Raw genomic sequence first — 18,375 nt, forward strand, 5'->3', positions numbered from 1 at the left:
AAATTACGGATTTGCCTGACATATTTTTTACCGGCGCGTCAGCAGCAGGCGGCTGTCCGACCGCTCGACGCGCAGGTCGTGAAGGGCCGCCACGGCGTGAGCAAATTCGGCGGTGTCGTTGGTCGCGAAAACGCCCGACACCGTAAGCCCGCCGAGGCGCGGGTCGGCAAGCTCGATATGCTGCCCGCCATATCGTCCGAGTTCGGTGAGCGCCGCCGACAAACTCGTCTCGTCGAACACGATCTGGCCCCGCCGCCACGCCGTCGCGGCTTCTGCCGATGTTCGCGTCACGACTTCGGGGGATTGGGCGGCGGCCATCAGCTGTTCGCCAGGGGCAAGGATGGTGGCCGTCGCGCGCGGAGCCGTACCCGCGTCCAAAGTGTCGACGCGCACCTTGCCCGACAACAGGATCACGGCGACGGAATCCCCTGTCTTGCGGACAATGAAACTGGTCCCCAGCGCCGTAATCCGCTTGTTCCCGGCTTCGACCGTGAAGGGGCGCCGTGCATTGTGCGCAACCTCGAACATTGCCTCGCCCTTGTCGAGCTGGACGCTTCGGGAGGCCTTGCCATAGTGAACTTTAAGCTTCGTGTCGGCGTTGAGCGCGATGCGCGACCCGTCTTCAAGCGTGGCAACCTGTTGTTCGCCGACCACCGTCGAATAGGTTGTCGATCCGTCGATCAGAAACCACCCCGACACAAAGCACATGATCAGCAGCGATGCCGCCATCGCGAGTGCGCGGCCGTGCTCGACGAAGTGCCTGAAGCCAGACCTTTTGCGCGCGGGCGACAGGCTCGCCGCCAACAGTTCGGCGGCGCCCGGGATGATCGCCCACACGTCCATCGCGCGCTCGAACGACCGGCGGTGCGCGTCGTCGGCAAGCAGCCACGCCTTCAGCCCCGCTTCGGTCGAAGGCGTCCGTCCCGTCGATTCGAGCCGGGCGAGCCACGCCGTTGCTTCGGCGGCAATACGTTCCGATCGGTCGCGGCGCATCACCACTCGTCCATCCATTTCATCAATTGCAGCGTCGCCCGCGCAACCTGCTTTTCGACGGCTGCGACCGTCATCCCCTCATCGCGCGCAATGTCGGCAAAGGGCCGGTTGTCGAGCCGCCGCGCCAGCAGGATACGCCGCGTGCGTTCGGGAAGGCGCTCGAGCCCTTCCGATGCGCGGACAAGCCGCACCCGCTCTTCGACAATCTGCGCCGGGTCGGGCATCGCGTCGGCAACGTCGCGCATTCCGTCCTGCGACGAAAAGGGCGAACGAAGGTTACGCCGCGCGCGGTCGATCGACAGGTTGATCGCTGCCTTCACAAGCAAGGCCTCGCGCGACTGCACATTGTGCGCGCTTTCATATTGTTCGAGCTTGATGAAAGCATCATGCACCAATTCATCGGCATCCTCGATTGGAACGCCGCGCCGCAGTACGGCACGCCTTGCTTTCGCCAACATGTCGACAAGGCTTGTCATGCGTCCCCGTGGTCCCCCCTCAGCCATTCAGACGAACGAGACGTCGAAAGCCGACATGCCGCGATGCGATCCGACCAATGGCGTCGCTTCCGTTATGCTCATTGGCGGAGAAAATCGCCGTCGCCAATATCCCTGATGATCTGCGCGCGAAGCAATCGGACTTGCGGTCGGCGCGTTTGGAGAGGAACGGCCGTCGCGGAACCCGCGCGGGGCTCGACCGTTTGCCTGAAGACCCCAGCGATCGATGGAGACCCGAATGGCCGACACGAAAATCTTCGCCCGCCTCAAGCAGGATCATGATCGTCATCGTGAGCTGCTCGAACGGATCGACGCCACCCACGGCGACAGCCCGGAGCGGGCAGCATTGTTCGAAAAATTTCGTGTCGAGGTGACGGCGCACGCGGCGTCGGAAGAAATGTCGCTCTATGCCGCGATGCTCGGCCGTTCGGACCTCCGCGACGAGGCGCAGCATAGCGTCGCCGAGCATAAGGAAATCGAGGATATGCTCACCGAGCTATACGAGATGGACTTCGGCTCGACCGGTTGGCTCACGCGCTTCCGCACCATGAAAGACCGCTACCTCCACCATATCGACGAAGAGGAGGAGGACATGTTCCCCGAAGCCGAGGATGGCCTGTCCGAAGCCCAGAAAAAAGAGATCGCGGACATTTTCGCGAAAGAGAAGCCGAAGGAAAAGGCCAAGGCCGCAGCGGAGGAACCCTCGAGCGAACACGCGCGCGAATAGCGCGGCGGCTCGACTTTCGGCGCGCGCCTCGCCATAGGCGCGCGCCATGAGCGACAGATTCGCCTTTTCGATCGCCGCGACCGACGGCGCCGCGCGCACGGGCACGATCCGGATGCATCGCGGCGAGATTCGCACGCCCGCCTTCATGCCCGTCGGCACCGCCGCGACGGTGAAGGCGATGCGCCCCGCCGAGGTGCGCGCGACGGGAGCCGACATCATCCTCGGCAATACCTATCATCTGATGCTGCGCCCCGGCGCCGAACGGATGGCCCGGCTGGGCGGGCTCCATAATTTCATGGGGTGGGACCGGCCGATCCTGACCGACAGCGGCGGCTATCAGGTGATGAGCCTGTCGGCGCTCACCAAGCAGAGCGAAGAGGGCGTGGCGTTCAAGAGCCATCTCGACGGCTCGCGCCATATGCTTACGCCCGAGCGCTCGATGGAAATCCAGCGGCTGCTCGGCAGCGACATCGTGATGGCGTTCGACGAATGTCCGCCGAACGGCGTCGATGCAAAGCGTGCGGAAGCGAGCATGGAGCGTTCGATGCGCTGGGCGGCGCGTAGCCGCGCGGGTTTCGATGCGGGCGAGGAACATGCGGCGGGTGCGGCACTGTTCGGCATCCAGCAGGGATCGCTCGACGAAAAATTGCGCGCGCGTTCGGCTGCCGCGCTTATCGACATCGGTTTCGATGGCTATGCGATCGGCGGGCTCGCCGTGGGCGAGGGGCAGGAGGCGATGTTCGGCGTGCTTGACTATGCGCCCGGCCAGCTTCCCGCCGACAGGCCGCGCTATCTGATGGGCGTCGGCAAACCCGACGATCTGGTCGGCGCGGTCGCGCGCGGGGTCGACATGTTCGACTGCGTGCTGCCGACGCGGTCGGGGCGCAACGGGCAGGCCTTCACGTGGGAGGGGCCCGTCAACATCCGCAATGCCAAACATGCCGAGGATCTGGGTCCGCTCGATGCGTCCTGCGGCTGTCCGGTCTGCACAAACTGGTCGCGCGCCTATCTGCACCATCTCGTCCGCGCCGGCGAGATGCTCGGCGCGATGCTGATGACGCAGCATAATCTGCATTTCTATCAGGATCTGATGCAGGCGATGCGCGATGCCATCGCGGGGGGCCGTTTTGCGGCTTTCGCGTCGGACTTCGCCGCGCGCTATCGCAAATGATCAGCTGAGCTTGCCGAGCAGGTCGAGCATCGACTGCGGAATGCTTTCCTCAACGGCAGAATCATAGGCGCGGCGCAACGCGACGTTGACGTCGTGCGCCTTTCTGGTGACCTTCCTGTCACCTGTCTTGCCGGTCCGCTTGTTCGCTGACGAACCGGATTCAGATGACATATTCGAAGCAACCGCTGGTCATGGTCCCCCGTGCTAACTGTGGATAAACCAAACTGCAATGGTGCGTTTGTTCCTTCCGCATGAAACCAATTTGCGCTTAAATCGTTCCCGACAGGAGAAATTTTGCCGGGCTGGCGCCGACTTTTCGACGCGACGCCCGGATTTGCGTGTGTTTTGGGGCAGGCTCTGGCCTGGATCAGGAGGTAATCTATGTCATTGGGTCAGGCGATTGCGCCGCATCTTCCCTATCTGCGGCGCTATGGTCGTGCCATATCGGGAAGCCAGCAGCGCGGCGACGCGCTCGTGGCCCGCATTCTCGAAACGCTCGTCGCCGATCCGGGCGCGATCGACGAGGGCGCCGACCTGCGTATTCAGCTCTATCGCATGGTTCACGATAATTTCGCCCTGATGGCGGAAGAGGCGAATGTTGCGGAGGCAGCCCCCGCCGACGATATGGCGATTGCCGATGCCCGGCTGCGCCGCATCCCGTCGCTCGCGCGCCAGGCGCTGCTGCTCACGGCAGTCGAGGGGTTCGATGCCGAGGACACCGGCCGCATCATCGGCCGCGACGCCGACGCCGTGCAGCGCTTGATCGCCGAAGCAACCGAAGAGATCGAACGCCAGACGCGCGCGCGCATCCTGATCATCGAGGATGAGCCGATCATCGCAATGGACATCGAAATGATCGTCCGCGAACTCGGGCACGAGGTTGTCGCCGTGGCGACCACCCACACCGAAGCGGTCGCCGAAGCGCAGAAGCACAAGCCAGGCCTCGTCCTCGCCGACATCCAGCTCGCCGACAACAGTTCGGGGATCGAGGCGGTGCAGGAAATCCTCTCCGACGTGAAACTGCCGGTCATCTTCATCACCGCCTTCCCCGAGCGGCTGCTCACCGGCGACCGGCCCGAACCGGCCTTCCTGCTCACCAAGCCCTATCAGCCCGCAACGCTGCGCGCCGCGATCGCGCAGGTGTTGTTCTTCGACGAGAGCACGGTTCCGGCCTGATATTTCCTTCGCCATTGCGAGCGCGGCGAGGCAATCCGGAATGGATAAACCATCCTGGGTCGCTTTGCTGCGCCCGCAGCGAGCAGCTTTGGGTTGCGGCCTTGGGCCGGGCGCGCGATAGCGGCCTGCGATGACGTCCCAACGCCAATCGGCGCTCGACCGCCTGACCGCCAACGCGCCCTTCCTCGCGCGGCTTGCCGAGCTCAATCCCGGCGATGTGACGCGCTTTCTGGCCGACGGCACCGACGCGGCGCTCGCGCAGATCGATTCTCCGGCAGTCGACGACAATATCATGGCGGCGCTGCGCTACTGGCGCGGGCAGGTTGCGCTGCTACTTGCGCTCGGCGACCTGTCGGGCGAGCATGATGTCGCGGCAACGACGCGTCACCTGTCGGACTTTGCCGATGCTGCGTGCGACGCCGCGCTTGCTGCGGCCTTTGCCGAGCGCGTGCCGGACGAGGAGCCGCGCGGGCTGTCGGTAATCGCGCTCGGCAAACTCGGCAGCCACGAGCTCAATTACTCGTCCGACATCGACCCCATCCTGATCTTCGACCCCGAAACGCTGCCGCGCCGCGCGCGCGACGATCCCGACGAGGCTGCCGTACGGATCGCACGGCGGATGGTCGAAATTTTGTCGGCGCGCACCGCCGACGGGCATGTGCTGCGCGTCGACCTGCGCCTTCGCCCGCACCCCGAAGTGACGCCGATCGTGCTGCCGGTGAACGCCGCGATCTCCTATTATGAATCGCAGGCGCTCGCGTGGGAGCAGGCGGCATTTATTCGCTCGCGCGCGTCGGCGGGCGACCGCGCGCTCGGGCAACATTTCCTTGGCGCAATCCAGCCCTTCATCTGGCGCCGCAGCCTCGATTTCCGTCAGCTCAAGGAAATCGGCGCGATGAGCGACCGCATTCGCGACCATTTCTCGCAAGGACAGGCGCTTGGCCCCGGCTATGACCTCAAGCGCGGGCGTGGCGGGATTCGCGAGATCGAATTTTTCGCGCAGGTCCACCAGCTCATCTACGGCGGACGCGAGCCAGCACTGCGCGCGCCCGCGACGGTCGACGCGCTTGCCGCGCTCGCTTCGGCGGGGCGGATCGACAGCGATGTCGCTGCACGCCTCGCGGACCATTATGCGCTGCTGCGGCGGATCGAGCATCGGCTGCAGATGGTCGAGGATCAGCAAACGCACAGCCTGCCGGTTCAAACCGCCGCGCTCGACGGCGTCGCGCGGCTCGACGGGCTGGCCGACGGCGCCGCGCTGCTTGCGCTGCTCGAGCCGGTGGTTGCCGACGTCGGCTCCTGTTACGACCGCCTCGTCGCCGAACGCGCGGCGCCGAGTGGCGCTTTGCCGCGCGACGAGGGCGAACTGGCGCCGCAACTCGCGGCGGCAGGCTTCGATCCGCCCGCCGCCGCGCTCCGCACGATCGCCGAATGGCGCGGTGGCAAGCTGCGCGCGCTGCGAAGCAGCGCCGCGGTCGAGGCGCTGGAAACCGTGCTTCCAGAGCTGGTGCGTGCGTTGGGGGCGGCACCCGACCCCGACGCCGCACTCACGCGCTTCGACAAGCTCGTCGCGGGACTGCCGAGCGCGGTCAATTTCTTTCATCTTCTCGCCGCCAACCCCGCGCTTGCGCGGATCGCGACGCGCATCCTGTCGCTTGCGCCGACGCTGGCCGACGCGCTCGCGGTGCGCGTCGATCTGATCGAGGGGCTCATCGACGCGCATGCTTTCGATGCTCCCGCGACGCGCGACGCGCTCTTCGTCGAATGGGCGCCGGGGCTCGCGGGTCTCGATTACGAACAATTGCTCGACCGCGTGCGCGACCGCGTGGGCGAGCGGCGTTTCGCCTATGGTGTCCAGCTCATCGCCGGGTCGACCGATCCGCTCGATGTCGCGCGCGGCTATGCCGATCTTGCAGAGGCGGCCCTGCAGTTGCTCGCCGATGCGACGGTCGCCGAATTTCGTGCGGCGCACGGCGTCGTGCCGGACAGCGAATTGGTGATCCTCGCGCTTGGACGGCTCGGCGGGTGCGCGCTTACCCATGCGTCCGATCTCGACCTGATCTACCTCTTCACCGGCGACCATCTCGCCGATTCGGACGGCGCGCGCCCGCTCGGTGCGTCCACTTATTACAACCGTCTCGCGCAGCGCGTGACCGCGGCACTCTCGGTCCCGACGGCAGCGGGCAAGCTCTATGACGTCGACACGCGGCTGCGCCCGCAGGGCGCGCAGGGGCCGCTCGTCGTGACGCTCGACAGCTTCGAACGCTATCAGCGCGAGGAAGCCTGGACGTGGGAACATATGGCGCTGCTCCGCGCGCGGCCGGTTTACGGGTCGGACGAAGCACGCACAGAGGTCGAGCGCATCATTCGCGAGGTGCTGGCCAGGCCCCGCGACCCCAATTCGGTCGGGCGCGACGCTGCGGAGATGCGGGCGAAGATGGCCGCGCACAAGCCGCCCAAAGGACCGCTCGACGTAAAGGGCGGACCCGGCGGGCTCGTCGACCTCGAATTCGCGATGCAATTTGTCCAGCTGACGCGCGGGCAGGGGCATGACCCGCATCTCGGCACCGCGCTCACCGTGCTGGTCGAGGCCGGCCTTGCCCCACGCACGATCCCGCAAGCGCACAACCTCCTCACGCGGATGCTCGTCATGCTGCGCCTGACCGCGCCCGACGGTGAACCTGCAACCGCCGCCGCGCGCCGCCTTGTCGCGGAAGCGTGCGGACAGTCCGACTGGACCCAATTGCTTGCCGCGCACGATGCGGCGCGGCAGGAGGTCGGCAATTGGTGGGCGTCGATTCGCCCCGACGATATGGAAAAGGAGCGCGAGAAATGAGCGGATTGACCATCGGAGACGCGATTCCGGCCGTCAAGCTGGCCGACGCCGACGGCGCGATGATCGACCTCGCCGCGATGAAGGGGGCGCCGCTGATCGTTTATTTCTATCCCAAGGCCGATACGCCGGGCTGCACGACCGAGGCGCAGGACTTCACGCGGCTCGCGCCCGACTTCGCACATTTGGGCGCGCAGGTGCTCGCCGTATCGCGCGACGCGCCGGCAAAGCTCTGCAAGTTTCGCGACAAATATGGCCTCACTGTGCGGCTCGCCTCCGACGAGGATGGTGCCGTGTGCGAAGCTTTTGGAACCTGGGTGGAGAAGAAGAATTACGGGCGCACCTATATGGGCATCGAACGCTCGACCTTCCTCTTCGACCGCGATGGCAAGCTCGCGAAAGAGTGGCGCAAGGTCCGCGTGAAGGGCCATGCCGATGCGGTGCTGGAGGCGGCGAAGGCGCTTTGACCGAGCATGCCCATTCGCCTGCCATTCCGTTCGCGCGACGCGAACCGTTTGGGGAAAGAGGCGGGATGCCGGTGACCACCCTTAGCGAAGCCGCGCGCGCGGTCCTGCTGACGGCGGACCCGCACGACAAGCGCCGTGCGGCGCGCGCATTTGCGCGGGCATGGCGGCAGGGCGCGCTTGCGCACCGCTGCGACGTCGTGATGCCCGATCAGCCCGCCTGGCCCGACCGGCCCGAGTTGCTTTCGCCTGCACACATGCCGCGGCGGCGCAAGGGCGGGTCCGAGCGCGGCCGGATCGCGATGCTCCACGCGCTCGCGCATATCGAATTTGTCGCGATCGATCTCGCCGTCGATCTCGTCGGTCGCTTCGGCGGCGAATTTCCGCGCGGCTTCGTCGACGACTGGATCGGCGTCGCGGCCGACGAAGCGATGCATTTTGCGCTGCTCGACCGCCGGTTGCGCGCGCTCGGCAGCCATTATGGCGCGCTTCCTGCGCATGCAGGACTGTGGGAAGCCGCCGCCGCGACGGCCGATGACGCGCTCGCGCGGCTCGCGATCGTGCCGATGGTGCTCGAAGCGCGCGGGCTGGACGTCACGCCGGCGATGATCGAGCGCTTTCGCGGCGTCGGCGACGCGGCGTCGGCGAAAATTTTTGAACGAATCTATAGGGATGAGGTGCGTCACGTGAGCGCGGGGACGCGCTGGTTCGGCTGGATGTGCGACGAACGGGGATTCAACGCCGTTGAAACGTGGCAAAGCCTCGTAAAATCGCGGTTTCGCGGGCAACTGAAGCCGCCGTTCAACGACTCAGCGCGTCACAACGCCGGTTTAACGCAAGAATACTACGCTGTTATTGCTTCATAAGGATTGGCACAGCACACAGGCTCTCGCGGGGGATGAGCAATCATCCAAGGCAAGAAAAACCAGCGCCAAGGCCCTTTTCGGGACCTTGGTGACTAGGACAACGCGGGGTCGTTACGTGATAAACACTCTTCTGATGCAGAAGTTGCAACAAGGTGCGTTTCTCTGTGCCGCCGCCCTTTTCTGGGCCGCCACGCCAGCAGCGATCGCTGCAGAGAATAGCGCCAATGCCGGGGTCGTCGTTCCCGACGAACCCGATGATGACGAATTTACCGCCGGCGTTCCGTCGGCCAGCGAAGACAGCGAAGCGCGCGCGGTGTTCCAGGCGTGGAAACGCCTCGATACCGGCCTTGCCGCAAGCATTGGTGTTTCGGTGCCGTCGCGCCGCCCGATCGAGCAAATGTCGCTGTCATCCTCCTACGGAATGCGTGTCCATCCGATCACGGGCAGGGTCGCGCGCCACAATGGCATCGACATCCCGGCGCCGCACGGCACGCCGATCTATGCCACCGCCGACGGCATTGTCGGCCGCGCGCAGCGCCTTGGCGGCTACGGCAATTATGTCGAAATCGAACATGGCAATGCGATCCAGACGCGCTACGGCCATATGTCGTCGTACATCGTGAAGTCCGGTCAGCAGGTCAAGAAGGGCGAAATTATCGGCTATGTCGGTTCGACCGGCCGCTCGACTGGCAATCATCTCCATTATGAAGTCCGCATCGAGGGCGCACCGGTCAATCCGATGCCCTTCGTCCGGTCGGACCAGATGGCAATCGCCGCGCTGACGGGGGACAACAGCGCAATGGGCGGTCCCGAGGAATAAGCTCTTTAGGGTCGGAGAGGAGCGAGGGCGCCCAACGGCAATGCCGGGGCGCCCTTTTCATTTGGCGCAGGCGCCTTATCTTGCAGTCATGAGCACCGACATCAGCCTTTCCTCCGCTGCCGCAGCGCGCGTCCGCTGGATTGCCGAGCGGCAAGGCGCCGCCGAGCCTGCGCTGCGCCTCGCCGTCGATGGCGGCGGCTGTTCGGGCTTTACCTATCGTTTCGGCCTCGCCGACAGCATCGACGCCGACGATCTGGTGACCGAGACCGATGGCGTCAAACTTGTGGTCGATTCGGTCAGCATCGACCTCGTGCGCGGCTGCATCGTCGATTTCGTCGACTCGCTCGGCGGCTCGTCGTTCAAGGTCGAAAATCCCAACGCCGCCGCGGGTTGCGGTTGCGGGTCGAGTTTCTCCATCTGACGCCTTTCGAAGCGCGCCGCATCCTGCCATAGCGGGCACATGAAAGTCGCGACCTTCAATATCAATGGGATCAAGGCGCGCCTGCCGCGCCTCGTCGAATGGCTGGAGGAAACCCGGCCCGATGTTGCCTGCCTTCAGGAACTGAAGTCGAGCGACGAAACCATGCCGGTCAAGGAAATCGAGGCGGCGGGCTATGGTTTTCTCTATCATGGGCAAAAGGGGTTCAATGGCGTCGCAATCCTCGCCCGCGATGCACAGCCTGTCGAGATCCAGCGCGGCCTTGCGGGCGAGGCCGAAGACGAACAATCGCGTTACCTCGAGGCCGACGTCCACGGCATCCGCGTGGCGTCGATCTATCTTCCCAACGGCAACCCCCAGCCGGGGCCGAAATTCGATTACAAGCTGCGCTGGATGGCGCGGTTGCGCGAGCGCGCGAAGGCGCTGCTCGCATCCGAAATCCCGACCGTGCTTGCGGGCGACTATAATGTCATCCCGCACGACGACGATGTCTGGGACCCGCGCGCGATGGCGGGCGACGCCTTGATGCAGCCCGAATCGCGCGATGCCTATTTCCGCCTGCTCGGCGATGGCTGGACCGACGCGCTGCGCAGCCGTCACCCCGCGGGCGGGGTGTGGACCTTCTGGGACTATCAGGCGGGCGGCTGGCAACGCGACCACGGCTTTCGCATCGACCATCTGCTGCTCAGCCCTGCGATGGCCGACCGGCTTGTCGACGCGCAGGTCGACAAGGATCATCGCGGCCGCGAAAAGGCGAGCGACCACGCGCCGACGTGGGCGAGCTTTCGCTAGATACGATCAGGCGTCGGGATAAAGCGTCGTCATCACCCGTTTCGGGTCGAGCGCGTAGTGATGGGCAACTGCCTCGGCAATCACGCTTTCGAGGTTTCGCGTCGGCCTGAGATCGCGCCCCTCGTAACGCGAAGCAGGCGCCAGCCCCGGCCAGTCGGCGACCACCGTCCCGCCGTGCGCCAGTGCGCCGCCGAGGAACATTGCGCTCGACGCGGTTCCGTGATCGGTGCCGCCGGTGCCGTTGACCTCGACCGTCCGGCCGAACTCGGTCGCGACAATCACCAGCGTGTCGTTCCACGCCGTGCCCAGGCCGGTTTGCAGCGCCGCGACGAGCTGGTCGAGCCCGCGCAACTGCGCTACAAGGCGCCCGCGCTGCCCGCTGTGCGTGTCCCAGCCGCCCGTTTCGACCATCATCACGCGCGCGCCGTCGGCAGGCTGCATCAGCGACGCGGCAAGCTTGCCAAGGTCGGCGCCGTTGCGCCCGTTGTTGCCGCCGATGTCTCCCGCCAGTTCCTGCGTCTTGACCGCGCTGTCCCATAGTGGGTGAAGCAGCGGGTCGTCGGCGTAAAGTGCAGACAACCGCGCAATCAGGTCGGCATCGGCTTGCGGCAACCGGCTCGGCGCATAGGTGCCGACCGGGAAGGGGCCGCGCAGCGCGAGCGGGACCGCGGCGGCGATCGCCAGTGCCTCGCGCTCGGCATCGGGGAGCAGGGTGAGCATCCGACCCACCCATCCGTCCTCGCGTCCATAGGGCCGCGCCCCGCCACCTTCGAGCATGTTCTGCCCGTCAAAATGCGACCGGTCGCGATAGGCGGTCGCGACGGCGTGCGCAAAATGCGCCTGCTTTGCTCCGTAAAGCGTCGCGGTGTTCGCGAGCGCCGGATGCAGTGTGAACATCGCATCGAGCTTGGCGCCGCCCGCGGTCTCATCGGCGAGCGCCTTGCGCGCGGAGGCAAAGGCGGGGTCGCCGGTGGGGGCGAGCGTTGCAAGCCCGTCGGCGGCTCCGCGCTGGATTATGAAAACGAGCCGTCGGGTCGTTCCGGCGGCGGCATAGGCGAAGCGCGGCGTGGCCGCGGCGGCGGCGGCGATGCCCAGGCCCGAAACCAGCAGCGAGCGGCGCGAGAATCTCATCGGCTATCTCCGCAAAAAGGCCGGGCTGGCGAAGAGCATCGCCATCCCCTGGCCGGGGCTGTCGGCGCGTGCGATCGCCGTTTCGGTTTCGGTCGTCAGCGCGTCGGCGAGAATCAGGGGCGCGAGGCGGCGCGCGTCGACGCGGTCGCCGATCCGCCCCGCGATCCGGCTCGCGAGTTCGACGCGCTGCATCAGCGCCGCCGATCCCGCCCAGGTCGCGACAAGATCGGCATAGCCCGCGGGCGATCCCGGGCGCCACAGCGGCTGGCCGAGCTGGTTGAACATTGCTGCGACATTCTGGCGCTCCCCGAGCGCGGGCAGCTTCAGCGCGCGCATCACCGACACCGACCAGTCCCACGGCGACTTGAACATCGCGGTGTCGGCGGCCCACGGCTCGGGCGACGCGACAAGCGTGCGATAAAGCGAGCGAAGGTCGCCGCCGCTCCTGCGGAAATCCTCCGCCAGCCGGTCGACGAGCGACTGCGGCGGCGTGTCGCCGGTGAAATGGCGCGCAATTTTGGTCGCGATATGTGTCGCGGTCGCAGGATGCACCGCGAGGTCGCGCAGCACCGCTTCGGCCTGTCGCGCCCCGGTGTCGGCATAGGATTTGCCGAGGATTGTCTGGCTGCCGGGCTGATGCAGCGGGGCGATGAACACCGTCTCCCCCGGCCGCGCGTTAGCGGGCATCAGCCGCTGGCCCGCGCCGCGCCCAAGGCCGCTCACCGTTACCCCGGTAAGCGCCTTGGCGAACGACGTGACGTCCGCTTGCGTATAGCCGCTGCGCACGCCGAGCGTGTGGAGTTCGAGGATCTCGCGCGCCAGATTCTCGTTGAGTCCCGGCGCTTGCCGCCGACCCCGGCCGCGCATCCGCGTCGCGAGCGCGCTGTCGGGGCCAAAGCTTTGCGCCTGGTCGAGATAGAGGAGCATCGCCGGATGGCGCACCGCCGCGATCAGCAGGTCGGCGAACTTGCCCATGATATTCGGGCGGATTGCCTCGAACTCGTAATTGCCGGCGAAACCGATCACCGGCAGCTTGTCCGCCGACACGGCAAAATGGTTCGACCAGAAATGGACCAGCCGCTCGGCAAAGGGAGTCGGGCTGGCAACGGCAGCGGTCAGCCGTGCGCTCGCCGCGTCGACATAATGGCGGCGGATGTCGGAGCGCGACAGGCGCTCAACCTCAGGATCGGCACCTTCAGGTGTCGGGGCCCGCGCTTCTGTCTCGCGCATGGCGCGGCGGTCGGCGAAATAATCGACATAGGCGGCGGCGATAGCCTCGCGTCCGGCAAGCGCGGCGATGGGCGCGGGTGCAGGGTCGAAATCGGCGAGCTGGCGCGTCAGCCAGTCGCGGGGGTCGCCGATTGCCGGGTCGTCATAGCGGCGACCGAGACCGAAGCGGTTGGCGGCAAGATATTGGACAGCCATGCATCAGCCTTTCTCGAAAGCCGTGCCAGCATGTCCGCGCTTTGTCGCAAATTTGTGCCAGCGGATCAGCCGATTGACTTGTCGTAAATCTGGTACACCCGGTTTACGCGTGCTTCGATCGCGTCGGCAACCGCCTTCATCCCCTGATTGTCGTCGAGCACCCAGCCGATGTCGCCCCGCGTGGCGCCATAATCGCGTACGGCGTCGCGGCGGATAAACTCGATCATCATGAAGGCCAGCGTGCTCGCCATGCGGCTGTTCTGCAATTTCTTGACGACGCCCATCAGCGGGACGCGGAGCCGGCGGCTCTTGGGCTTGTGCAGCCACCAGAGCAGCTTCGCCCAATGAAAGGGGAGAAGCGAGCCGTTCATGTCGATCAGCAGCTCGTTGATGTCGGGGAGGACGATCATGAAGGCGACGGGTTCGCCGTCGACCTCGGCGATGCGGATCAGGTCCTCGAACACCAGCGCCTTCAGCTTCTTGCCGACGTGCGCGATTTCGGAGTCGGTCAAGGGCACGAAACCCCAATTGTCCGACCAGGCGTCGTTCAATATGCCCATGATGAGCGCGGCCTCGGCATCGAACCGGCGCTTGTCGACGCGCCGGACGCGGATACGTGCATTTTTCTCTCCCGCCGCGACGATGCGCTCGACGATCGGAGGGAAGCCATCGACGATGTCGACCGCATAGTTGAGCAATTGCTTGGCCGGGCGATAGCCTGCGGCTTCGACCCAGCCGCGATAGAGCGGGCTGTTGTGGCCGAGCATGATCGTCGGCGCCTCGGCAAAGCCCTCGATCAGCAGCCCCGGCTCGTCCCACACCGAAATCGACAGCGGCCCCAGCGCGCGGTGCATTCCCTGCGCGCGCAGCCAGTCTTCGGCCGCCGCGAACAGGGCGGTGGCAACCTCTTCATCCTCGGCCTCGAGCAGCCCCCAATTGCCGGTCCCCGGCCCCATGCCCTGTTCGGCAGGCTGCGCGAGCGCGAGCGCGTCGATATGCGCCGAAATGCGTCCGACCGTGCGCTCGCCGCGGCGGGCGAGGAAAAGCTGCGCCTTGCCATGTTCGAACCAGGGATTCTTGCCGGGCGTCAGCAGGTCGAACACCTCGTTCTTCAGCGGCGGAACCCATGCCGGGTCGCCGCGATTGAGCCGATAGGCAAGCTCTACGAACTCGCGCTTGTCGGCCTTGTTTTCGACGCGGCGGATGGTGATCGGACCTTCGCTGTGTGCGGCCATACCTGTTATCCCGTTGCAACTGCCCTATATTGGTCGCGCCGCATTAGGGCATCTGTGCGGCGGTGGCGACCCGCATTTGGCCATCTTGCTGCCACGAAATCATGGTGAAGGCACCGGCTATGACTGTCATGACTCCCACTGCCGAGCGCGCCGCCGCACCCGCCGCGGCGCAGCCCGCGCGCAAGGCCGCGATTGCCGACGACATGGCGATGATCCGCGCCGCGTCGGAACTGACCCGCGACCTCGTGCAGCCGAGTGCGCGAATCTATTGGACCGATTTCCTCGCCTCGGCCTTCATTGGCTATGCCGGTGTGGCGGCGGCGATCTTTGCGCCGACGACGGCGTGGATGCTCGCCGCGGCGCTCGTCGCGGTGCTCGCGCTCTACCGTGCGGGCAGCTTCATCCACGAAATCACGCATATCCGCAAAAATGCGCTGCCGGGCTTTCGCTTGGGGTGGAACCTGCTCGTCGGCGTGCCGATGCTCATCCCCTCCTTCATGTACGAAGGCATCCATTCGACGCACCACAACCGCACCAAATATGGCACGGTCGAGGACCCTGAATATCTGCCGCTCGCGCTGATGAAGCCGTGGACGGTGCCGCTGTTCGTGGTGGCTGCGGCCTTCGCGCCGCTGGCGCTGATCGTCCGCTATACGGTGCTGACGCCGCTGTCCTTCCTGATCCCGCCGCTGCGCAAGCTGGTGCGCGAGCGCTATTCGGGGCTGATCATCAACCCGATGTTCCGCCGCCGCGCGCCCGAGGGCGAGTTTCGCCGCCAATGGGCGTGGCAGGAGGGCGGCGCTTGGGCGTGGTCGACCTTGCTCGTCGCCGCGGGGCTGTTCGGCTGGGTGCCGCTGCGCGCGCTGCTGATCTTTGGCGCGATCGCGTCGGCGAGCATCGTGCTCAACCAGATTCGCACGCTCGTCGCGCATCTGTGGGAAAATGACGGCGAGGTGCTGACCGTGACCGGCCAGTTCCTCGACAGCGTCAACGTCCCGCCGCCGGGCCTGCTGCCCGAACTTTGGGCACCGGTCGGGCTGCGTTATCACGCGCTCCATCACCTGCTGCCCGGCGTCCCCTATCACGCGCTTCCCGAAGCGCACCGCCGCCTCAAGGCCGCGCTGCCCGACGATTCGCAATATCACAAGGCGAACTACAAGGGGCTGCCGGGGCTGGTCGCAAAGCTGCTCGCGGGTTCGGCCAAGGGCGCGGCGGCCTGAGCCGAACCGGCAGGAGTTTGTCGGTTTTGGGGTGGGGAGCGGACGTTCAAGAACACCCTCGTCACCCCGGGCTTGACCCGGGGTCCCGCTTCTATGGCGCTGCTGAGCGGGACCCCGGGTCAAGCCCGGGTGACGGGCTAGAAAGTCCGCAACCGGTCGCAAGCCGCCGTGCGACAACCCTATTCCTCGGTGCGTATCAAGATCGTCTCGCCGATCAGCGCGAAGAGGATGAACGGCCCCCACGCCGCCAGAAACGGCGAATATGCCCCCAGATCACCCATCGCGAGCGCGAAATTGTCGGCGACGAAATAGGCGAAGCCCAGCGCCATCCCCAGGATCGCGCGCACGAACAGCTTGCCCGAGCGCGCAAGACCGAAGGCCGCGACCGCGCCGAGGAGCGGCATCAGGATCGCCGACAGCGGACCCGAAATCTTGTGCCACAATATGCCCTTGAGCGCATCGACCGGCCGGCCCGCAGCCTCGAGGTCGGCGATGGCGCTGCGCAGCTCGAGAAAGGTCAGCGCGTCGCCGTCGACCTGCGCCAGCGTGAACTGGTCGGGCTGCACGCCTTTTGCCGCGACGATCGTGCCAAGCTCGGTCACCGTGCCCGATCGCCGCTCGAACCTTTTGGCGTTGGCAAGCTCCCATCCGCCCGCGACCGTCCGCGCGCTGTCGGCGGTGAGCATCGACGACAACACGCCCTGCACACGCTGGTAAATCTTGACCTTGCCGAGCCGGACCGTGTCGCCGTCGATCGTGACGCTGCCCGCATTGATCAGATCGTCGCCCGCACGCACCCAGATATTGGTCCGCGTGCCGTCGTCGCGCGGCACCTCGGCATATTGGACCTTTTGCCACGCGCTGAGCGAGGCGTTGGCGCGCGCGACGATGCGCTCGTTGAAGGCGAAGCTGATCGCCGCGACGAGCAGCGCGGCGAGGAACAGCGGCGCGAGCACCTGGTGCGCCGACATGCCCGCCGCCTTCATCGATACGACCTCGCTGTTCTGGTTCAGCGTAATCAGCGTCAGGATGGTGCCGAGCAGCACCGAAAAGGGCAGGAAAGTCTCGATAATCTGCGGCAGGCGCAGGCCGACATAGCGCCACACCTCGGCGTCGCCATTGCCCGCGACCGCCAGTATCTTTCCGCTCTCGCCGAGCAGGTCGAGCGTCTGGAGGATCAGCACGAGGGCGAAAAGAATGGCGAAGCTGCGGGTGAGGAACAGCCGCCCGACATAAAGCGCCATCGTGCGCGAGGGAAAGAAATGAAGCTGGTGCATCAGGCGGACCGCTGCTTGCGCTGGAACAGCCGGGCAAAGGCGCGAATCTTCTGCCCCGCCTTTGCCGCAACGCGCTCGAGCGCGCCGATCGGCTGGCCGCCCGGAACATGCGCGACGGTGTAGTACATCCACACCGCGAGCGCCGCGAACAGCAGGAACGGCACCCACAGTGCGATCAGCGGATCGACCGTCCCGCGAGCGCCCAGATCCTCGGCATATTGGTTGATCTTGTGCTGCGTCACGAGCAGCACGATCGACAGGAAAACGCCGAGCGACGAGGTCGAACGCTTGGGCGGGATCGCGAGCGCGACCGCGATCAGCGGGATCAGGAACATCGACATGACCTCGACGATGCGGAAATGGAAATTGGCGCGCGATTCGAGCCGCGTCTGGAGCGTCTCGCGCTCGTCCTTGCCGACGACGAACAGCTCGGGAATCGTCAATTCGCGGTCGGCGCCGCCGCGCAGCCGGAACGCCTCGATCTTGGGGAGCGGGATCGGCAGGTCGTGGCTGTCGAAGGTCAGCACCCGCGGCACCGGGAATTTGGGCGATTCATGGATCAACACGCCCTGCGACAGGCGCAGGATGATCGTGTTCGGATCGTCGGTCGCAAGGAATTGCCCGCGCGAGGCGGTCGCCGACACCGTCTGGCCGTCGCGATTCTCGCCGCGCACGAAGATGCCGGCGAGGCGGCGCCCCTCGTCGTGGCTCTCTTCGATGCGCAGCGTCATGCGGTCGCCGAGCTTGGTGAACTCGCCGACCTTGATCGACGCGCCGAGCGCGCCCGACCGCAGCTCGAACTGCAAGCCTTCATAGGCATAGCGTGCATAGGGCTGGATGAATCCGACGATGGCGAGGTTGAGCGCCGCGAGCGCGATCGCATAGGCATAAGGCACGCGCATCAGCCGGTTGAAGCCCATGCCGACGCCTTTCAGAACGTCGAGTTCGCTCGATGTCGCGAGGCGGCGAAAGGCGAGCAGGATGCCGAGCATCAGCCCGATCGGGATGCCGAGCGACAGATATTCGGGGATAAGATTGGCGAGCATGCGCCACACGACGCTGACCGGTCCGCCTTCTGTCGCGACGAAATCGAACAGACGCAGCATTTTTTCGAGGACGAGCAGCATCGCCGACAGCACGAGCGTGCCGAGCATGGGGAAGAAGATGAGCCGCGCGATATAACGGTCGATGGCGGGTAGCTTATTCAATCTTTCGTCGCCCCATCACCATGTTTTGGCCGCAAATGTTTCCGATATGCCGAGTCAAGGGCGACAGGGACCCATGCCAGCCTTGAAGCTGGCGTGGCTATAGC

At 65.8% G+C, this 18,375-nt stretch carries 18 protein-coding genes; 10 read left to right on the top strand and 8 right to left on the bottom strand.

Going from position 1 to position 18,375, the window contains the following annotated elements; all coding sequences use genetic code 11:
- Positions 1-27: 27 nt before the first annotated feature.
- Positions 28-993 (bottom strand): FecR family protein, encoded by a 966-nt coding sequence (locus tag JI743_RS14195; RefSeq protein ID WP_201928993.1) that lies wholly within the window; start codon positions 991-993, stop codon positions 28-30.
- Positions 993-1,469 carry an RNA polymerase sigma factor gene (locus JI743_RS14200; RefSeq protein WP_201928994.1) on the bottom strand — a complete coding sequence of 159 codons (477 nt, stop codon included), beginning with the start codon at positions 1,467-1,469 and terminating at the stop codon, positions 993-995. The genes JI743_RS14195 and JI743_RS14200 overlap by 1 nt, the downstream gene beginning before the upstream one ends.
- 256 nt (positions 1,470-1,725) lie before the next feature.
- Here JI743_RS14200 and JI743_RS14205 point away from each other — a divergent pair, with 256 nt between their 5' ends.
- Entirely contained in the window at positions 1,726-2,214 is a 489-nt protein-coding gene (locus JI743_RS14205) for a hemerythrin domain-containing protein (RefSeq protein WP_201928995.1), read from the top strand.
- 46 nt (positions 2,215-2,260) lie between these two features.
- Entirely contained in the window at positions 2,261-3,385 is a 1,125-nt protein-coding gene (tgt, locus tag JI743_RS14210) for a tRNA guanosine(34) transglycosylase Tgt (protein ID WP_201928996.1), read from the top strand.
- Here tgt and JI743_RS14215 read toward each other — a convergent pair whose 3' ends face one another.
- Positions 3,386-3,556: a NepR family anti-sigma factor gene (locus JI743_RS14215; RefSeq protein WP_201928997.1), complete on the bottom strand. Its 171-nt coding sequence runs from the start codon at positions 3,554-3,556 to the stop codon at positions 3,386-3,388. It lies immediately after the preceding gene.
- 210 nt (positions 3,557-3,766) lie between these two features.
- Here JI743_RS14215 and JI743_RS14220 point away from each other — a divergent pair, with 210 nt between their 5' ends.
- The 7 genes from JI743_RS14220 (at position 3,767) to xth (ending at position 10,775) form a co-directional block, all read left to right on the top strand.
- The gene (locus JI743_RS14220) at positions 3,767-4,561 is read left to right on the top strand and encodes a response regulator (protein ID WP_201928998.1); all 795 of its coding nucleotides are present in this window, start codon (positions 3,767-3,769) and stop codon (positions 4,559-4,561) included.
- Positions 4,562-4,691: 130 nt separating this feature from the next.
- Complete coding sequence (locus JI743_RS14225) at positions 4,692-7,397, top strand: bifunctional [glutamine synthetase] adenylyltransferase/[glutamine synthetase]-adenylyl-L-tyrosine phosphorylase (protein WP_201928999.1); 2,706 nt, start codon at positions 4,692-4,694, stop codon at positions 7,395-7,397.
- Positions 7,394-7,861: a thioredoxin-dependent thiol peroxidase gene (bcp, locus tag JI743_RS14230; protein ID WP_201929000.1), complete on the top strand. Its 468-nt coding sequence runs from the start codon at positions 7,394-7,396 to the stop codon at positions 7,859-7,861. Before JI743_RS14225 ends, bcp begins: the two co-directional genes overlap by 4 nt.
- 65 nt (positions 7,862-7,926) lie before the next feature.
- Positions 7,927-8,724 (top strand): ferritin-like domain-containing protein, encoded by a 798-nt coding sequence (locus JI743_RS14235; RefSeq protein ID WP_201929001.1) that lies wholly within the window; start codon positions 7,927-7,929, stop codon positions 8,722-8,724.
- Between the two features lie 115 nt (positions 8,725-8,839).
- The gene (locus JI743_RS14240; protein ID WP_201929002.1) at positions 8,840-9,544 is read left to right on the top strand and encodes a M23 family metallopeptidase; all 705 of its coding nucleotides are present in this window, start codon (positions 8,840-8,842) and stop codon (positions 9,542-9,544) included.
- An 88-nt stretch (positions 9,545-9,632) separates the two neighbouring features.
- On the top strand, positions 9,633-9,965 hold the full coding sequence (gene erpA, locus JI743_RS14245) for an iron-sulfur cluster insertion protein ErpA (RefSeq protein WP_201929003.1): 333 nt from the start codon (positions 9,633-9,635) through the stop codon (positions 9,963-9,965).
- Between the two features lie 39 nt (positions 9,966-10,004).
- Complete coding sequence (gene xth / locus JI743_RS14250; RefSeq protein ID WP_201929004.1) at positions 10,005-10,775, top strand: exodeoxyribonuclease III; 771 nt, start codon at positions 10,005-10,007, stop codon at positions 10,773-10,775.
- 6 nt (positions 10,776-10,781) lie between these two features.
- Here the strand turns inward: xth and JI743_RS14255 are convergent, their stop codons facing one another.
- From JI743_RS14255 to JI743_RS14265, 3 genes are all read right to left on the bottom strand, one after another.
- Positions 10,782-11,906, bottom strand: a complete 1,125-nt coding sequence (locus JI743_RS14255; protein ID WP_201929005.1) for a DUF1501 domain-containing protein — start codon at positions 11,904-11,906, stop codon at positions 10,782-10,784.
- Positions 11,907-11,909: 3 nt separating this feature from the next.
- Positions 11,910-13,331, bottom strand: a complete 1,422-nt coding sequence (locus JI743_RS14260; protein ID WP_201929006.1) for a DUF1800 domain-containing protein — start codon at positions 13,329-13,331, stop codon at positions 11,910-11,912.
- Between the two features lie 65 nt (positions 13,332-13,396).
- Complete coding sequence (locus JI743_RS14265) at positions 13,397-14,566, bottom strand: N-acetyltransferase (RefSeq protein WP_201929007.1); 1,170 nt, start codon at positions 14,564-14,566, stop codon at positions 13,397-13,399.
- 119 nt (positions 14,567-14,685) lie between these two features.
- On the opposite strand from JI743_RS14265, the gene JI743_RS14270 reads away from it, so the two are divergent.
- Entirely contained in the window at positions 14,686-15,786 is a 1,101-nt protein-coding gene (locus JI743_RS14270) for a fatty acid desaturase family protein (protein ID WP_201929008.1), read from the top strand.
- A gap of 179 nt (positions 15,787-15,965) precedes the next feature.
- Here the strand turns inward: JI743_RS14270 and lptG are convergent, their stop codons facing one another.
- Both lptG and lptF read right to left on the bottom strand, forming a co-directional pair.
- Positions 15,966-17,063, bottom strand: coding sequence for an LPS export ABC transporter permease LptG (gene lptG / locus JI743_RS14275; RefSeq protein ID WP_201929009.1), 1,098 nt, complete (start codon positions 17,061-17,063; stop codon positions 15,966-15,968).
- The gene (gene lptF / locus JI743_RS14280; protein WP_201929010.1) at positions 17,063-18,271 is read right to left on the bottom strand and encodes an LPS export ABC transporter permease LptF; all 1,209 of its coding nucleotides are present in this window, start codon (positions 18,269-18,271) and stop codon (positions 17,063-17,065) included. Before lptF ends, lptG begins: the two co-directional genes overlap by 1 nt.
- Positions 18,272-18,375 lie beyond the last annotated feature (104 nt).

This window comes from Sphingopyxis jiangsuensis, from assembly GCF_016734905.1.
GTDB classification, from domain to species: domain Bacteria; phylum Pseudomonadota; class Alphaproteobacteria; order Sphingomonadales; family Sphingomonadaceae; genus Sphingopyxis; species Sphingopyxis jiangsuensis.